Here is a 15,866-nt window from a genome sequence, read left to right on the forward strand (position 1 = left end):
GCGCGTCCGCGTCCGGTCAGCCGGAATGTCCGGCGTGTTCGCCGTGCCCGGCCGAGTGCCCGGCGCCGCCGCCCCCGTGCTGGACGCCCTGCTCCAGGTCGCCGCCGAGCCGGCCGCGCAGGTCCGCCACCACCTCCTCGTGGCCGACGGCGACCCATTTGCGGCCGACGAGGTAGTAGCCGCCGTAGTCCTTGGCGGTGTTGATCCACTCGCGCTGGCCGCGGTCGGTGGAGAAGGTGGCGAGGACGTACTTCCCGTCGCCCTTGCCGCACAGGGCCTGGCGGATGGTGTCGGCGTCGGTCTGCATGTTCGGGGTGCACTCGGCCTCGGCGGCCAGGTGTTCCAGGCTGCCGGTCGCCGTCGCGGGCACGGCGTCCGCGCCGTCCCCGTCGGCGCCGCAGCCCGTCAGCGCCAGAACCGCCGCAAGGGCGGCCGGGGCGAGCATCGGTCGGGTCAGCCTCATGTGTTCCTCCGGTCCGCTGTGGCGACATGCCGCGCGGAGCCCCGGCGAGGGGCCCCGTCATCGATACGGGCGCGGGGCGCGAAGTACTCAGGAGCCCGGGTGCCGTTGTGCGGGCTCCGTGCGAGAGTGGGCCCGTGGACCAGGACTGGGAAGAGCGCGTGAGGGCCGCCTGGGCGGCATTCGAGGACTACGCCGAGGAGGATGCCGCCGACTTCCGGGCGGTCGTCGACGCCCTCGCCGACGAGTTGCCCGCCGACAGCCCGCTGGGCCTTTTCGAGCGGGCCTGCGCCTGGGACTCGACGGGCCACTCCGACCGGGCGGTGCCGCTGTACCGCGAGGCGCTGGAGCGCGGGCTCGGCGAGGTCAGCGCCTACAAGGGGCGCCGGGCGAAGATCCAGCTCTCCAGCTCGCTGCGGAACACCGGGCACCCGGAGGAGGGCGTGAAGCTGCTCTCGCCCGAACTGGTCGCCCCGTCCGACGAGTTGGACGACGCCGTGCGCGCCACGCTCGCCCTCTGCCTGTCCAGCATGGGCCGCGACCGCGAGGGCCTGTCCCTGGTGCTCGGCGCCCTCGCCCCCCATCTGCCGCGCTACCAGCGGTCGATGGCCGCCTACGCACGGCTCCTGGTGGAACCGGAGGACTAGGAGGCCCCCGCCCGGGCGGGTCGTACGGTGACCATCGCCGCGTTCGCTCGTTCTGCTGAACGTGCAGCCACAGGATGTCGCCCCGCGCCCCGCACCGTCCTCCGCCTCGTCGGCCGACCCGGTCGTGGACGTCGAGCAGGCCGAGGCCGCGCTCGTCGAGCACTATCCGCGCCTGGCCCGGCTGGCCTATCTGGTACTGCCGCCGGGACTCGGCCGGGGCCGCCGCGTCCTGACCGCGCACGCCCTCACCCAGCGCGCCCTGCCCCGGAACCGGACGACGACCCCGGTGATCCCGGCCCAGTCCGCCGGCCGCGAGGTCGACCCCGGGTACGCGCTGGTCCGGCTGCGGGTGGTGCGTACGGCGCTGGAGGCGGGGCTCCCGCTGCGGCGGCGGGCGTGGCCCCGGCGGTCCCAACTGCCGCCGCTGCTGCCCCACGTACGGGGCCTCAAGCTCTTCCCGCGCTCGGGCGGCGCCGATGAACTCGCCCTGGACCAGCGGCTGTCCGCGCTCTCCGGTCCCGGCCGGGCGGCGTACGTGCTGCGCGGTCTGGAGCGGCTGCCCGACGACGGCGTGCGGCAGGTGCTCGCGGCCGCCCAGGTCGCCGACGTGGACGCCGCGCTGCGGGAGGCCGACGGGGTGCCGGGGCAGTACGGGCTGCTCGGCTCCCCCGAGTTCGACCCCTGCTCGTTGCAGGCCCGGCCGACCGATCTGCTGCGCCGGCGCCAGCACACGCGGGCCGCGCTGGTTGCCGGGGCGGCGCTGGTGGTGTGCGGGGCGCTGCTCGGCCTGCCCGGGGACGGCTGGGGACCGGACGGTGCCGCCGCCCCGCCGTACGCGCGAAACCCCGCGGCCGAGGCCGCGCTCGACCCCGGCAGGCTGACCAAGGCAGCGCCCGCCGCGTGGGAGACGTCCGCGCGTACGGACTTCTCGGTGTGGCCGGCCCGCGGTGACCTCACCGGAGACGAGGAGTTGCTGCGCCGCGCCCTGGCCGTCTGGGCGCGGCCCGGCGAGAGCGTAGGGGTGTCCGCGACGCCGGGGACGGCGACCGGCGGTCCGGCCGGGCCGCCGCAGCTGCTGTACGCGGGGGACGTCGACACCGCGCGGGTGGTGATCCTGCACGACGGTCTGCGTCTGGTCCGGTACGCCGAGCCGAAGGACGGTTCCGCCGGTGCCGCCCTGGACTTCGCGCGGACCGACGGAGCCGACCGGGCCGCGGCGACCGCGGTGGTGCTGGGGCGCGCCGACGGCAACGTCCGCTATCTGACGGCGCCCTGGGTGACCGGGGCGGCGGCGCGCGATCTCGCCCGGCCGGACTCCGCCGCCGAGGAGCTGACGCTCACCGACGGCGTGACGTCGCCGCTGGCCAGCCCGGTGCAGCAGCAGTCCGGGGCGTGCACGTCGTGGAACGCGCTGGAGCTGACCGACGGTTCGGACACCCGGGTGGTGACCGACCTGGGCGAGCTGGTGCCGGCCCGGCTCACCACCGGGCGCCCCGGTTCCGCGAAGGACGCCTCGGGCGCGAAGGCGCTGGACGCCTGGGCGCCGTACGCCTGCTCGCTGGGCGCGGTGCGCGGGCAGGGGGTGCGCTCGGTGAACGCCTGGGAGTTCGCGACGCAGCCGCTGCCCGACGGAACGGGGTCGGGCGCGTGGGTGTGCACCCGCGCCGAGACCTGGCGCGGCGAGGGGGCCCGGGTGCTGGCGCAGTTCCGGACGCCGGGCGGCGTGCAGGGCGCGGTGGCGGCGAAGGCGCAGGACGTGCCGGCCTGCGGGGAGCGCGACCCGCAGGTGCTGGCCGGGGTGCTGTGGAAGTCGGAGGGCGGGCACTGGTACCTGCTCGCGGCAGGCGGCCGCGACACCGAGTCGATCGAGGCGACGGGCGGCATCAGCGACTCGGCCGAGGGCAACCTGCTGACCGCGAAGGCCGACCAGGGCGCGCGGGCCGAGCTGAAGGGCACGCTGGACAGCGGCCGGACGATCGGCGGACTGCGCTAGCCGGTACCGGGTGGGCAGACACCGGGCCGGCCGACACCGGCCTAGCTGACACTGGCGTCAACAAGTCTCGGCAGGAGGGTTCCGCCGGGCCGTACCCGTCAGTACATTGACGCCATGTCTAACAAGCATGTCCCGCTCAAGGCCCGGAAGGTGTCCTTCGCCTGGGAGGACACACCGCTGCACTGGGTGCCGGGGGACCCGTTCACGACCCACACCATCAACGTGCTGCACCTGCTGCTGCCCGCCGGGGAGCGGTGGTTCGTGCACGTCTACAAGCAGGTGCTGCCGTACATCCGGGACGAGCGGCTGCGCGAGGACGTCATCGGGTTCATCGGGCAGGAGGCGATGCACTCCCAGGCCCACGACGAGGTGTTGCCGCACCTGCGGGACCAGGGGCTCGACCCGACGCCCTACACCGCGCAGGTCGACTGGCTCTTCGAGAAGCTGCTCGGCGACCGCACCCTGCCGCCGGGCCGCCCGCGGCGGTGGTGGCTGCTGGAGCGGGTGGCGCTGATCGCGGCGATCGAGCACTACACCGCCTTCCTCGGCGACTGGGTGCTGAACGCCGAGGCGCTCGACCGGCGGGGCGCCGATCCGACCATGCTGGACCTGCTGCGCTGGCACGGCGCCGAGGAGGTCGAGCACCGGTCCGTCGCCTTCGACCTGTTCGTACACGTGGACGGGGACTACGCGCGGCGGGTGCGGACCTGGGCGACCGCGTTCACCGCGCTGGTGTTCCTGTGGCAGCGCGGGACCCGGTTCTTCATGGCGAACGACCCGACGCTCGCCGACGGCAGGGCCACCTTCCGGGACTTCCACCGGCGCGGCCGGCAGGGCCTGCTGCCCTCGACCGGCGCGATCACGCGTTCCATACCCGGCTATCTGAGCCGCGCCTACCACCCGTCCAAGGAGTGTTCCACCGAGCAGGCCGTCGCCTATCTCGCCACCTCCCCCGCCGCCGTGGCCGCCTCGGCCGCCGAGAAGTCCCAGGAAGGTGCCGCATGAGCCCGAACCCGAGCCCGAGGCCGACTCCGAGGCGGACGACGGCCCTGCTCCTCGCGGCCGGTACGGCCGGTGCCGCGCTCGTCGTCCGCCGGGCGCTGCGGCGCCGCGTCCAGGGCTCGCCGCTGTGGCCGCTGCCCGCGCTGGACCCGCCGGTCTCCGGGCGGCCCCGCTCCCGCGCGCTGACGCTGCTGGTGACCGCGCACGAGCGGCTGGCCGACGGGGTGGTGCGGCTGCGCCTGGAGGGGACCGACCTGCCGCGCTGGGAGCCGGGCGCCCACCTGGACCTGGTGCTGCCCTCGGGGCTGGTACGCCAGTACTCGCTGTGCGGCGACCCGGAGGACACCTCGTCGTACACCGTGGCCGCGCGGCTGGTCGAGGACGGGCGGGGCGGCTCGCGCGAGGTGCACGAGCAGGTGCAGGAGGGGACGGAACTGGAGGTGCGCGGACCGCGCAACCGCTTCCCGCTGGTCGAGGCGCCCTCCTACGTGTTCGTCGCCGGGGGCATCGGCATCACGCCCGTGCTGCCGATGCTCCGGGCGCTGCCCGAGGGCACCGACTGGCGGCTGCTGTACGGCGGGCGGACGCGGGCGTCGATGCCGTTCCTGGAGGAGATCGAGAAGCTGGACCCGGACGGCGGGAGGGTCACCGTCGTCGCCGAGGACGAGGACGGGCGGCCCGGCCTCGACGCCTTCCTCGCGGACCTCCCCGAGGGCGCGGCCGTGTACTGCTGCGGTCCGGAAGGCCTGATGGCGGCCGTCGCCGAACGCCTACCGGAGGGCGCCGCGCTGCACCTGGAGCGGTTCGCGCCGCGTACGACGGCCGACGGCGACGCGGAGTTCGAGGTGGAGCTGCGCCGCAGCGGGCGGACACTGACCGTGCCCGGCGACTCCTCGGTGCTGGCCGCCGTGCGCACCGAGCTGCCGAACACCCCGTACTCCTGCGAGCAGGGCTGGTGCGGGACCTGCCAACAGAAGGTGCTGGAGGGCGAGATCGATCACCGGGACGAGTTGCTGACCGACTCGGAGCGCGGCGACTCGATGCTCATCTGTGTGTCCCGGTGCCTCGGCACGCGACTCGTGCTCGACATGTGAACGCCGATGAAGGCCGATGCCCGGTCCGGCCCGTTCGGGGCCGGATTCGATCGGTAAGGTGTTCGTATGACTACCGGGGTACGCCGCAGAATGGGCGTCGAGGAGCGGCGGCAGCAGTTGATCGGCGTCGCGCTCGATCTGTTCAGCCGCCGCTCGCCCGACGAGGTCTCCATCGACGAGATAGCGTCGGCGGCGGGCATCTCGCGCCCGCTGGTCTACCACTACTTCCCCGGCAAACTCAGCCTGTACGAGGCCGCGTTGCAGCGTGCCTCGGACGATCTGGCCGCCCGGTTCGTGGAGCCCCACCAGGGCCCGCTGGGCGCGCGGCTGCTGCGCGTGATGGGCCGCTACTTCGACTTCGTCGACGAGCACGGCCCGGGTTTCTCGGCCCTGATGCGCGGCGGCCCGGCCGTCGGGTCCTCCACGACCAACGCGCTGGTGGACTCCGTACGGCAGGCCGCGTATGTCCAGATCCTTTCGCACCTGGACGTCACCGAGCCGCCCGCACGGCTGGAACTGGTCGTCCGTTCCTGGATCTCGCTCGCCGAGTCGACGGCGCTGCTCTGGCTGGACGGGCGCCGCATCCCGCGCGCCGAGCTGGAGTCGCAGCTCGTGCACGACTTCGCCGCGCTGCTGGCGGTGAGCGCCGCCTACGACGAGGAGATGGGCGCCCTCCTGCGCCGCGTCCTCGCGGACGAGCCGGCCGACGGCCCCTTCGGGGACCTGGTCGGCCGGCTGATCGCGCTCGCCGGTTAGGGCCTGCCCTAGCTCTCGAACTTCCGGTACGACGGGTCCAGGTCGCGGACCTCGGCGGAGGCGTGCAGGGCGAGGCCGTCGCCGGGCTTGGCGTACTGCCGCAGCAGTTCCAGGACGGCCTCGGTCAGCCGCACCTTGGTCTCGTCGGTGCGGCCGGCGAGCAGCCCGAGCGTGACGTGCACGACGGCGTGCCCCTCGGCGTCGGGGCCGACCACGGTGTCCTCGGTGCGGCGGAACTGCGTCTTGCACGCCGGCGGCTTCGCGGCCGCGATCTCGACGACGGCCTCGTGCAGGGCCCGCGCGAAAGCGGGCCGGTCGAAGTCGCCGACGAGCCGGTCGGAGTAGTCGACGGTGATCTGCGGCATGAGCCCTCCCGTTGGCATGGACAGCAGGGCTCACCCTAACCGCAGACCTCCTGCCGTCAGCCGGCCCGCTGGAAGACGGCGACCGTGCGGGCCGGCACGGTGAACGTGCCGGTCTTCGCCGTGTACGCCGACTCCTTCACCACCGGGTCCGCGCCCGCCGACTGCACCGGGTGCAGCCGGTAGCCGGTCCCGGCCGCCGCGTCGAGGCGCTGCTGCTGCCGCTCGGGCGTGGCGTTGAAGACGACCACGAGGTCGCCGAGGCGCATGGTGATCACGCCGGGCGTCTCGTCCTCGCCGGAGAGCGGGAAGGAGAGCCGGGACTGGACCTGCCCCGCCGTGGCGAGGGAGAAGTCCCGCTCACCGCTGCGGATCTTCAGCAGGTCCCGGTACGCCGCCGAGGCGCCGTTGATCTGCGGGCAGCCCACCTGGACCGCGCCCAGCAGGGGCTTGGCGTAGGGCCACTTGTCCTGGTTGTCGGCGGCGGGTGGCAGTCCCCGGCCGAAGCCGTTGCCGTCGGCGCAGTTCCAGTGCAGGGCGTTGAACCAGTCGCCGCTGTCGTAGGAGTTGCGGTCCAGCGACTTGGAGCGCAGCAGGTCGGTGCCCGCCTGGGAGAGCGCCGGGCCCTGCGAGAGGGTGGCGGTCGCCATGGCGAGGACCTGCATGCGGGCCCGGTCGTCGGCGGACGTGCCCTTCGGCAGCTTGAAGGCGAGCGCGTCGAAGAGGGACTCGTTGTCGTGCGCGTCGGCATAGGCGAGGGCGTCGCCGGGTGCCGCCGCGTATCCGGCGGGGGCGCCGTTGTAGTCGACCTCGGAGCCCTTGACCTCCTTGCCGGCGGTGTCGGTGAAGGAGTAGTCGGCGAGGTTGCCGGTCAGGCCGACCTTGATCAGGTCCTGGTAGTGCAGCAGGCGGGCCTTCTGCTCGGCCTCGGTGCCGTTGGCCGTCGAGGAGTTCGGGTCGGTGTAGAGGCCGGAGGCGAAGCCCTGCACGCCGGGGTCCTCGTCGAAGGGGCCGCCGCCGCGCACGGCGTCGCGGGCCCGGTCGGAGAAGGTGGCGATGCCGGTGCCGGCCATGTTCTTCTGGGTGGCCTGGACGAAGCGGGCGTCGTCGGCGACCTCGCCGAAGTTCCAGCCCTCGCCGTACAGGACGATCTTCTTGCCGTCGACGCCGTCCTTCTTGACGGTCAGCTCGTCCAGCGCCTTCCTGACCGCGAGGATGTTGGCCTTCGGGTGGTGGCCCATGAGGTCGAAGCGGAAGCCGTCGACCTTGTACTCCTTGGCCCAGGTGACGACCGAGTCGACGACGAGCTTGCCCATCATGGCGTTCTCGGTGGCGGTGTTGGAGCAGCAGGTGCTGTTGGCCACCGAGCCGTCGGCGAGCAGCCGCTGGTAGTAGCCGGGCACGATCCGGTCGAGGACGCTGGTCTTGGCCTGGCCGCTCGCGGCCGTGTGGTTGTAGACGACGTCCATGACGACGCGCAGGCCGTCCTCGTTGAGGGCCTTGACCATCTTGCGGAACTCGACGGTGCGCTCGGTGCCGTCCGGGTCGGTGGCGTAGGACCCCTCGGGGACCGTGTAGTGGTAGGGGTCGTAGCCCCAGTTGAAGGCGTCCTTGGCGGCGGCCTTCGTCACGCACTCCTGCTGCTTCTCGGAGTCGGCCGGGAGGGTGGCGAGGTCGCAGTCGGGCGTCGTCTGCTCGGACTTCTTCTCGGGGATGGTGGCGATGTCGAAGGCGGGCAGCAGGTGCACGTAGGAGGTACCGGCCTCGGCCAGCTCGCGCAGGTGCTTCGAGCCGTCGCTCTTCTCGTCGGTGAAGGCGAGGTAGGTGCCCCGGTGATCCGCGTCGGCGGTCGCATCGGCGACGGAGAAGTCGCGGATGTGCAGCTCCTGGATCTGCGCGTCCCGCAGCGGGACGGCCTCGGGCTTGCGGTAGTGCTCCCAGCCGCGCGGGGCGAGGGAGCGGTCGTCCAGGTCGACGACGAGGCTGCGCTCGGAGTCGGTGGTCAGGGCGAGGGAGTAGGGGTCGGTGACCTTGTTGGTGACGACCTCGCCCGCGGTGGGCGCCCACACCTTGACGGCGTACCGGTAGGGCTTGCCCTTCCAGGACTTCGGGCCGGTGACGGACCAGACGCCGGTGGCGTCGTCGCGGCGCATGCGCACGGTGCGGTCGCCGATCTCCAGCTTCACGTCCTGCGCGGTCGGCGCCCACACGGAGAGGGTGGGGCGCCCGTGCCGGAAGACCGGACCGAGGTCGGCCTTGGTCGCCCGGTCCGCGTACAGGTCGTCCAGGGCGCCGGCGGTCTGCACGCCCGTCGCGGCGAGCAGGGCACCGTTGGCGGTGCGCTGGGCGGCGACGACCTGGCCGCGCAGGGCCTCGCGGACCCGGTCGCGGTCGCGCGGGTCGACCGACCAGGCGGTGTACTCCTTCAGGTGCGGGAACTTCGCCTTCTGGGCGTCGGTGAGGGCGCTCTTGGTGAGGCGGAGCCACTGCTGGTCGTCGCCGGTGAGCCTGCCGCCTTCGGCGGTGATGGAGCCGGTGCGGGAGGCGAGCAGCTGGGTGGAGGCGGCGCCCTCGGAGCCGTTCCAGGCGACGGTGTTCCGGTCGATCCAGACCGCCTTGGAGGTGGTGAGGTCCACGGCCGCCGCGGAGCCCGCGGGCTGCGGCAGCAGGTGGTCCTCCTGGCCGCTCAGCAGCCACACCTCGTGACCGTCGGCCTTGAGGTCCAGGGCCTGGTCGGTGGGCAGGTCCTTCTCGTCGCCCTTGTGGACGATGTAGCTGAGGCTGCTCGCGCCCTCGGTGAGGGGCACCTCGAAGACCGCGCCGTAGGGGTCGGTCCTGACCGGCTGGAGCGGCTTGGCCCAGTCGGTGGGGTCGGCGGCGTCGCCCCAGACGTGCAGACCCCAGCCGTCGTAGTCGCCGTCGGCGCGGTGGTAGTGCAGTACGGCCTTGGTGGTGTCCTGGGCCGGGTACTCGGGCCGCTCGGTGGCGACCTGCTCCTTGCCCTGCTCGATCCACACCTCGCCGGTCTCGGTGACGTCGATGGTGCGGTCGGCGGCGACGTCCTTGTTGCCGTCCTTGTCGATGACGAGGAAGCCGACGTTCGACGCGCCGGGCTTGAGCTTGACGTGCGCGAAGGCGCCGTAGGCGTCCCGGCCGGCGAAGGGGTGGGTCTCGGGCCAGGTGGTCGCCTCGCCGTCGGCGAGGTCGCCCCAGGCGTACAGGCCCCAGTCGTCGTAGTTCCCGTCCGCGCGCTTGTAGTGCACGACCGCGTAGTCCCGGGAGGCGGCGGTGGGCACCTCCTCGGCGGGCGGGGTGCCGGCGGTGGACGCGGCCGTGGCGCTCGCGGTGCGGCCGGCCGAGTCGACGACGACCGCCTTGTAGCGCAGGGCGGTGCCGGCCGGGGTGTCCGCGTCGATGGCCTGGGTGACCTTGTAGGGGGCGTGGTCGGCGGTGCCGAGGGTACGCCACTTGCCGTCGCCGGTCTGGGCGGCGAAGACGACGCGGTTGAGCTGTCCGCCCGCGACGTCGGCGCTCAGCTCGACGGTGCCGGTGGCGCCGGGGTCCGGGGCGTGCAGGGTGATCGTCGGCTTGGCGGCGGGCTGGGCGAGCCTGCCCGCGGCCTTGAGGACGACGGCCGACCCGGCCGGGACGGTGACCGTGACCTTCTTGTCGGCGCCCGACTTCACGCCGGCGTCGGTGCCGTAGAGGCCGCGGAAGGTCATGTGCGCCGAGCCGGTGCCGAAGGTGGCGCTCTTCTCGGTGTCGGCGTTGTTGAAGGCGACGACGTACTCGGTGCCGGTCTTCGCGTCCGTGCGGGAGAAGGCGTAGATCCCGGCGCCGTCGGCCGCGTACCGCTCGGTCTGGACGCCGTCGGCGAGGGCGGGGTTGGCCTTGCGCAGCTCGGCGAGGGCGCTGATCTGCCGGTAGAGCGGGGCGCTCGTGTCGTAGGCGGCCTCGGCGTGGGTGCGGTCGGTGCCGAGCTGGTCGTCGTCGAGGTAGTCGGCGGTGCGGGAGACGAACATCGGCTGGCGGGCGTCCTTGTCGCCGCCCGCGCCGGTGAAGCCCTGCTCGTCGCCGTAGTAGATCACCGGGTTGCCGCGGCTGAGGAACATCAGCTCGTTGGCGAGCTTGTCCTTCTTCAGCAGTTCGGCGTCGGTTGCCTCGGGGTCGTCCTGCTTCAGGAAGGTCCCGATACGGCCCATGTCGTGGTTGCCGAGGAAGGTGACCTGCTCGTACGCGTTGGCCTTGTCGGTCGTGTACTTGTAGTCGTCGCCGAAGACGGAGGCGAGCTTCCGGGCGCTGCCGCCCTGGGAGGCGTAGGCGCGGGCCGCGTCCTGGAACGGGAAGTCCAGGGTGGAGTCCAGGCGGCCCTCGGTGACGTAGGGCGCGGTGACGGAGGTGTCGGCGGAGTAGACCTCGCCGAACATGAAGAAGTCGTCGCGGCCCTTCTTGGCGGCGTAGGCGTCCAGCGCGGTCGCCCACTGGGTCCAGAACTCCATGTTGACGTGCTTCACGGTGTCGATCCGGAAGCCGTCGATGGCGAAGTCCTTGACCCACCGCTGGTAGATCTTCTCCATGCCGCTGACGACCTCGGGACGCTCGGTCCACAGGTCGTCGAGGCCGTTGAAGTCGCCGTAGGTGGCGGACTCGCCGGCCCAGGTGGAGTCGCCCCGGTTGTGGTACATCGCCGGGTCGTTGAGCCAGGACGGCACCTTGAGGTTCTTCTTGGCGGCCGGGACCGTCGGGGTGCGCGGGAAGGAGCCGGCGTCCACGCGGGGGAAGCGGCGCTCCCCGTCCGCGTAGTCGGCGTCGTCGAAGGGCTGGCCGTCCTTGGTCAGGTAGGGGAAGGCGCCCTTGGAGAGGTAGTCGTAGGACTTCTCCTCGTAGTCGACGACGTCGGCGGTGTGGTTGGTGATGACGTCGAAGAAGACCTTCATGCCCTTGGCGTGGGCCTTGGAGATGAGGTTCTTGAGGTCCTGGTTGGTGCCGAAGTGCGGGTCGACCTGGGTGAAGTCGGTGATCCAGTAGCCGTGGTAGCCGGCCGAGGCGTCCTTGCCGGTGCCCTGCACGGGCTGGTTCTTGAAGATGGGCGCCATCCAGATGGAGGTGGTGCCCAGGCCCTTGATGTAGTCGAGCTTCTCGGTCAGGCCCTTGAGGTCGCCGCCCTGGTAGAAGCCCTTGTCGGTGGGGTCGTAACCGGTGGCGAGCCGGGTGCCGGTCAGGCCGCCGCGGTCGTTCCCGGCGTCCCCGTTGGCGAAGCGGTCCGGCAGGACGAAGTAGAACTGCTCACGCGTCAGGTCGTGGCGTGCGGCGGTCTTCGCCAGCTTCGCGTCGGACGGGGGCGCGGGCGGGGCGTCGGCCCGGGCGGCGAGCGGGGGAAGCAGGGCGGCGGCGAGCGCGGTCACGGTGACGGCCGCGACCCGTCTCACTCGTGCGGTGCGGCGCGTGGCAGGCACCGGCCATCTCGGTATCACAGGCGTGAGCTCCTTGCGAGTACGGCTCGTTCGGGTCCGACCCCGGCGAGACCGTAACGCCGTCGCAAGTCTTGCGGCAAGACTTGCGAAAGTAACGGAAAGGATTTTCACAGGACTTGCCCGGATCACCGGGACAGGCCGGGCGGACGCGCGAGGACCCGCCGCTCCCCCGGGGGAAGCAGCGGGCCCTTCAACGGTCCGCAGAGAGCGTCAGGCGCGGGTCCACCACACCGTGGTGTCCGCCGGTACCTTCGCCTCGCCGGCCGCCGTCTCGGTGATCTCACCGCTGGCCAGCAGGACACGCCCGTGTGCGGGCACCGCCACCGACTCGCCGGTGGTGTTGGCGACGCACACGAAGTCCCCGCGCCGGAAGGCGACGACGCCCTCCGGGGCGCGCAGCCACTCGACCGCGTCGCCCGCGCCGAGGTCGGCGGTGGAGCGGCGGACGGCCAGGGCCTCGCGGTACAGCTCCAGGGTGGAGCCGGGCTCGCCGGTCTGCGCCTCGACGCTCAGCTCGCCCCAGCCCGCCGGCTGCGGCAGCCAGCTGCCGCCGTCGCCGAAGCCGTACGAGGAGCCCTCGCGGGTCCACGGGATCGGCACCCGGCAGCCGTCACGGAAGCCGTCCTGGCCCGCGCCGCGGAAGTAGGCCGGGTCCTGGCGGACCTCGTCGGGCAGGTCGACGACGTCCGGAAGGCCGAGCTCCTCGCCCTGGTAGACGTAGGCCGAGCCGGGCAGGGCCAGCATGAGGAGGGTGGCGGCGCGGGCGCGGCGCAGGCCCAGGGCGCGGTCGCCGGCCAGGCGGATCTGGGTGCCGAGGCCCGCCGGGTTGGCGAAGCGGGTGGCGTGCCGGGTGACGTCGTGGTTGGACAGGACCCAGGTGGCGGGGGCGCCGACCGGGCGCATGGCGTCCAGGGTGCGGTCGATGACCGTGCGCAGTTCCTCGGCGTCCCAGTGGGTGCCCAGGTACTGGAAGTTGAACGCCTGGTGCAGTTCGTCGGGGCGGACGTAGTTGGCGGTGCGCTCGACGGTCGGGGTCCATGCCTCGGCGACGAAGATGCGCTCGCCGGAGTACTCGTCGAGGATGCGGCGCCACTGCCGGTAGATGGCGTGCACGCCGTCCTGGTCGAAGAACGGCATGACATCGTTGCCCAGCAGCTTCAGCTGCTCGTGGGATCCAAGGTCGGGCAGCCCCTCGGCCTTCACCATGCCGTGGGCGACGTCGATGCGGAAGCCGTCCACGCCCATGTCCAGCCAGAACCGCAGGATGGAGCGGAACTCGTCGCCGACGGCCGGGTGCTCCCAGTTGAAGTCGGGCTGCTCGGGCGCGAACAGGTGCAGGTACCACTCACCCGGGGTGCCGTCGGGCTCGGTGACCCGGGTCCAGGCGGGGCCGCCGAAGATGGACTCCCAGTCGTTGGGCGGCAGTTCGCCGTTCTTCCCCTTGCCGGGGCGGAAGTGGTAGCGGTCCCGGGAAGGGGAGCCGGGGCCCTCGGCGAGGGCGCGCTTGAACCACTCGTACTGGTCGGAGGAGTGGTTCGGCACCAGGTCGACGATGATGCGCAGGCCCAGCGCGTGGGCGTCGCGGATCAGCGCGTCGGCGTCCAGGAGGGTGCCGAACATGGGGTCGACGGCCCGGTAGTCGGCGACGTCGTAACCGGCGTCGGCCTGCGGGGAGGCGTAGAAGGGGCTGAGCCACACGGCGTCCACGCCCAGGTCGCGCAGGTACGGCAGGCGGGTGCGGACACCCTCCAGGTCGCCCATGCCGTCGCCGTTGCTGTCGGCGAAGCTGCGCGGGTACACCTGGTAGATGACCGCGTCCCGCCACCAGTCGTGGCGCTCGGAGACGGTGGCGACGGCGGAGGTGGGGGCCGGTGCGGCGGAAGGCTGCTGGCTCATGTCGTCCTTGGTACGTAGCGAAACGAAGCGAAACGAAGCTGAACGGAGTGGAGTGGAGTGGAAGCGTCGGTGGCGGAAAGGGCGGCCGGCCGCGGTGCAGCGGGGTCGGATGGGCACCGCGGCCGGACGTTTTCCGGGTCGGGCGGCGATCAGCCCTTCGTGCCGCCCGCGGTGAGGCCGGTCACCAGGTTCTTCTGCACGAGGTAGAAGAACGCGGAGACGGGTATCGCGACGAGCACGGCGGTGGCCGCCATCAGGTTGCGCTGGGCGTCGTGCTCGCTGACGAAGCTCTGCAGTCCGACGGCGAAGGTGTACTTCGTGTCGCTCAGCATGAACGTCGAGGCGAAGGCGACCTCGCCGAACGCGGTGATGAAGCTGTAGAAGCCGGCGACCGCGAGGCCCGGCCGGGCCAGCGGCAGGATCAGCCGGAAGAAGGTGCCGAACGGCGTCAGCCCGTCCACCCGCCCGGCCTCGTCGATCTCGAACGGGATGGTGTCGAAGTAGCCCTTGAGCAGCCAGGCGCAGTACGGTACCGCGGTCGAGCAGTAGACCAGGATCAGGCCGAAGTAGTTGTCGATGAGCTGGAGCTTCGACAGGATCTGGTACATCGGCACGATCAGGACCGCGATCGGGAACATCTGGGTGACCAGCAGGACCCACATGAGCTTCTTGTAGCCGGGGAAGCGCATCCGGGAGACCGCGTAGCCGGTCGTCGCGGCGACCAGCACACCGATGACGGTGGTGCCCAGCGAGACGATCAGCGAACTCTTCAGCCAGTCGAAGAAGTTGGTGTCCTGGAGCACGAACGCGTAGTTGTCGAAGGTCATCTTCGACCAGATGCGTCCGGGGTGCAGGTAGTCGTTCTTGTCCGGGCCGAGGGACAGGTAGACCAGCCAGGCGACCGGGAAGAGCGCGACGAGGCTCGCGAGGGTCAGCACGCCGTGGGAGGCGAGGGACGCGGCGCGGCTGCGTTCGCCGCGGCCGCGGACCTTGCGCGGCGGCGCGGCGGGCGCGGTGATCTGCTCGGCGGGGGCCTTGGTGGGCGCGGTGCTTGTACTCATGGCGGCTCCTGCCTCAGTTCGCGAGCTGCTGCTCATTGCGGTTCAGCCAGCGGCGGTAGAAGGAGGTGAAGACGATCAGGATGGCCAGCAGCAGAATGCCGTAGGCCGCGGACTGCGCGAAGTCGCGCGGCTGCTGTCCGAAGCCGAGCTGGTACGCCCAGGTGACGAGGATCTGCGCGTCGGGGGCGGTGTTGCCGAACAGCAGGAAGATCACGGCGAACTGGTTGAAGGTCCAGATGATGCCGAGCAGCACGACGGTGGAGCTGACCGAGCGCAGACCGGGCAGGGTGACGTAGCGGAAGCGCTGCCAGGCGTTGGCGCCGTCCATCTCGGATGCCTCGTAGAGGCTGTTGTCGATGGACTGCAGGCCGCCGAGGAGCGAGACCATCATGAACGGCACGCCGCACCAGGTGTTGACCATGATCGCGGAGAAGCGCTGCCAGAAGGTGTCCTCGAGCCACGCGGGCGTCGGCAGGTGCAGCCAGTCCAGGGCGGAGTTGATGATGCCCTGGTCGGCGAGCATGAAGCGCCAGCCGAAGACGGTGACGAAGGTGGGCACGGCCCAGGGCAGGACCAGGATCAGCCGGTAGATGGTGCGGCCGCGCAGCTTCTGGTTGAGCAGCAGGGCGAGGCCGAGGCCGATGAAGAAGTGCAGGCCGACGCAGACGGCCGTCCACACGATGGTCCAGATGAAGTGCGACCAGAACCGGTCGTAGGCCGTCGGGCCCCACAGGATGTCGGCGTAGTTGTCCAGGCCGACGAACTTGTAGGTGGCCTCGATCTCGTTGACGCCGATGGTGCGCGCACTGTTGAGGCTGTTGGCGTCGGTGAGGGTGAGGTAGAGGCCGTAGGCCAGCGGGTACAGCACGAGGACGCCGATCACGACGGCCACCGGCGCGATCATGGCGTAGGCGTACCAGTGCTTCTGGTAGCCGTCTTTCAGACGCCGGCCGAGGCCGGGCCGCGGGGTGCGGTCACCGCGGCGCTTGCCGGTCGCGCGGTCGATGGCGACTGTCATGGTTCGACACCTTCGGGAGCGATCAACGGGAGGATCGGAAGTTCAGGGGTGCGGCGCACGGCCGGTGACCGCCGGGCCCCTCCCCCAGTGCGGGGGCCCGGCG

General features: G+C 71.9%; 11 protein-coding genes. 5 read left to right on the plus strand and 6 right to left on the minus strand.

Going from position 1 to position 15,866, the window contains the following annotated elements:
* Nucleotides 1-16 precede the first annotated feature (16 nt).
* On the minus strand, nucleotides 17-463 hold the full coding sequence (locus IE258_RS35515) for a hypothetical protein (RefSeq protein ID WP_189749977.1): 447 nt from the start codon (nucleotides 461-463) through the stop codon (nucleotides 17-19).
* A gap of 134 nt (nucleotides 464-597) precedes the next feature.
* Between IE258_RS35515 and IE258_RS35520 the strand changes: the two genes are divergently transcribed.
* The 5 genes from IE258_RS35520 (at nucleotide 598) to IE258_RS35540 (ending at nucleotide 5,952) form a co-directional block, all read left to right on the plus strand.
* On the plus strand, nucleotides 598-1,107 hold the full coding sequence (locus tag IE258_RS35520) for a tetratricopeptide repeat protein (protein WP_229892627.1): 510 nt from the start codon (nucleotides 598-600) through the stop codon (nucleotides 1,105-1,107).
* A 61-nt stretch (nucleotides 1,108-1,168) separates the two neighbouring features.
* On the plus strand, nucleotides 1,169-3,100 hold the full coding sequence (locus IE258_RS35525; RefSeq protein WP_189749980.1) for a hypothetical protein: 1,932 nt from the start codon (nucleotides 1,169-1,171) through the stop codon (nucleotides 3,098-3,100).
* 114 nt (nucleotides 3,101-3,214) lie between these two features.
* Nucleotides 3,215-4,105, plus strand: a complete 891-nt coding sequence (locus tag IE258_RS35530) for a metal-dependent hydrolase (RefSeq protein ID WP_164458367.1) — start codon at nucleotides 3,215-3,217, stop codon at nucleotides 4,103-4,105.
* Complete coding sequence (locus tag IE258_RS35535; RefSeq protein WP_189749981.1) at nucleotides 4,102-5,196, plus strand: PDR/VanB family oxidoreductase; 1,095 nt, start codon at nucleotides 4,102-4,104, stop codon at nucleotides 5,194-5,196. Before IE258_RS35530 ends, IE258_RS35535 begins: the two co-directional genes overlap by 4 nt.
* Before the next feature lie 66 nt (nucleotides 5,197-5,262).
* On the plus strand, nucleotides 5,263-5,952 hold the full coding sequence (locus tag IE258_RS35540) for a TetR/AcrR family transcriptional regulator (RefSeq protein WP_229892629.1): 690 nt from the start codon (nucleotides 5,263-5,265) through the stop codon (nucleotides 5,950-5,952).
* An 8-nt stretch (nucleotides 5,953-5,960) separates the two neighbouring features.
* Here IE258_RS35540 and IE258_RS35545 read toward each other — a convergent pair whose 3' ends face one another.
* The 5 genes from IE258_RS35545 to IE258_RS35565 all read right to left on the minus strand — a co-directional run bounded on the left by IE258_RS35545 (nucleotide 5,961) and on the right by IE258_RS35565 (nucleotide 15,763).
* Nucleotides 5,961-6,317 carry a 5-carboxymethyl-2-hydroxymuconate Delta-isomerase gene (locus IE258_RS35545; RefSeq protein WP_189749983.1) on the minus strand — a complete coding sequence of 119 codons (357 nt, stop codon included), beginning with the start codon at nucleotides 6,315-6,317 and terminating at the stop codon, nucleotides 5,961-5,963.
* A 56-nt stretch (nucleotides 6,318-6,373) separates the two neighbouring features.
* Nucleotides 6,374-11,788 carry a pullulanase-type alpha-1,6-glucosidase gene (gene pulA / locus IE258_RS35550; RefSeq protein ID WP_189749984.1) on the minus strand — a complete coding sequence of 1,805 codons (5,415 nt, stop codon included), beginning with the start codon at nucleotides 11,786-11,788 and terminating at the stop codon, nucleotides 6,374-6,376.
* A gap of 210 nt (nucleotides 11,789-11,998) precedes the next feature.
* Complete coding sequence (locus IE258_RS35555; RefSeq protein WP_189749985.1) at nucleotides 11,999-13,684, minus strand: glycoside hydrolase family 13 protein; 1,686 nt, start codon at nucleotides 13,682-13,684, stop codon at nucleotides 11,999-12,001.
* Between the two features lie 149 nt (nucleotides 13,685-13,833).
* Complete coding sequence (locus IE258_RS35560) at nucleotides 13,834-14,745, minus strand: sugar ABC transporter permease (protein WP_189749986.1); 912 nt, start codon at nucleotides 14,743-14,745, stop codon at nucleotides 13,834-13,836.
* Between the two features lie 13 nt (nucleotides 14,746-14,758).
* The gene (locus tag IE258_RS35565) at nucleotides 14,759-15,763 is read right to left on the minus strand and encodes a carbohydrate ABC transporter permease (RefSeq protein ID WP_189749987.1); all 1,005 of its coding nucleotides are present in this window, start codon (nucleotides 15,761-15,763) and stop codon (nucleotides 14,759-14,761) included.
* Nucleotides 15,764-15,866: the final 103 nt, after the last annotated feature.

The sequence above is a fragment of the Streptomyces tendae genome (assembly GCF_014650435.1).
GTDB classification, from domain to species: Bacteria; Actinomycetota; Actinomycetes; order Streptomycetales; family Streptomycetaceae; genus Streptomyces; species Streptomyces tendae.

Excerpts from the sequence above, each read along its gene's own strand:
- IE258_RS35515 (WP_189749977.1), bottom strand. The coding sequence starts at position 463 with ATGAGGCTGACCCGACCGATGCTCGCCCCGGCCGCCCTTGCGGCGGTT.
- IE258_RS35530 (WP_164458367.1), top strand. The coding sequence starts at position 3,215 with ATGTCTAACAAGCATGTCCCGCTCAAGGCCCGGAAGGTGTCCTTCGCC.
- IE258_RS35535 (WP_189749981.1), top strand. The coding sequence starts at position 4,102 with ATGAGCCCGAACCCGAGCCCGAGGCCGACTCCGAGGCGGACGACGGCC.
- IE258_RS35540 (WP_229892629.1), top strand. The coding sequence starts at position 5,263 with ATGACTACCGGGGTACGCCGCAGAATGGGCGTCGAGGAGCGGCGGCAG.
- IE258_RS35545 (WP_189749983.1), bottom strand. The coding sequence starts at position 6,317 with ATGCCGCAGATCACCGTCGACTACTCCGACCGGCTCGTCGGCGACTTC.
- IE258_RS35555 (WP_189749985.1), bottom strand. The coding sequence starts at position 13,684 with ATGAGCCAGCAGCCTTCCGCCGCACCGGCCCCCACCTCCGCCGTCGCC.
- IE258_RS35560 (WP_189749986.1), bottom strand. The coding sequence starts at position 14,745 with ATGAGTACAAGCACCGCGCCCACCAAGGCCCCCGCCGAGCAGATCACC.
- IE258_RS35565 (WP_189749987.1), bottom strand. The coding sequence starts at position 15,763 with ATGACAGTCGCCATCGACCGCGCGACCGGCAAGCGCCGCGGTGACCGC.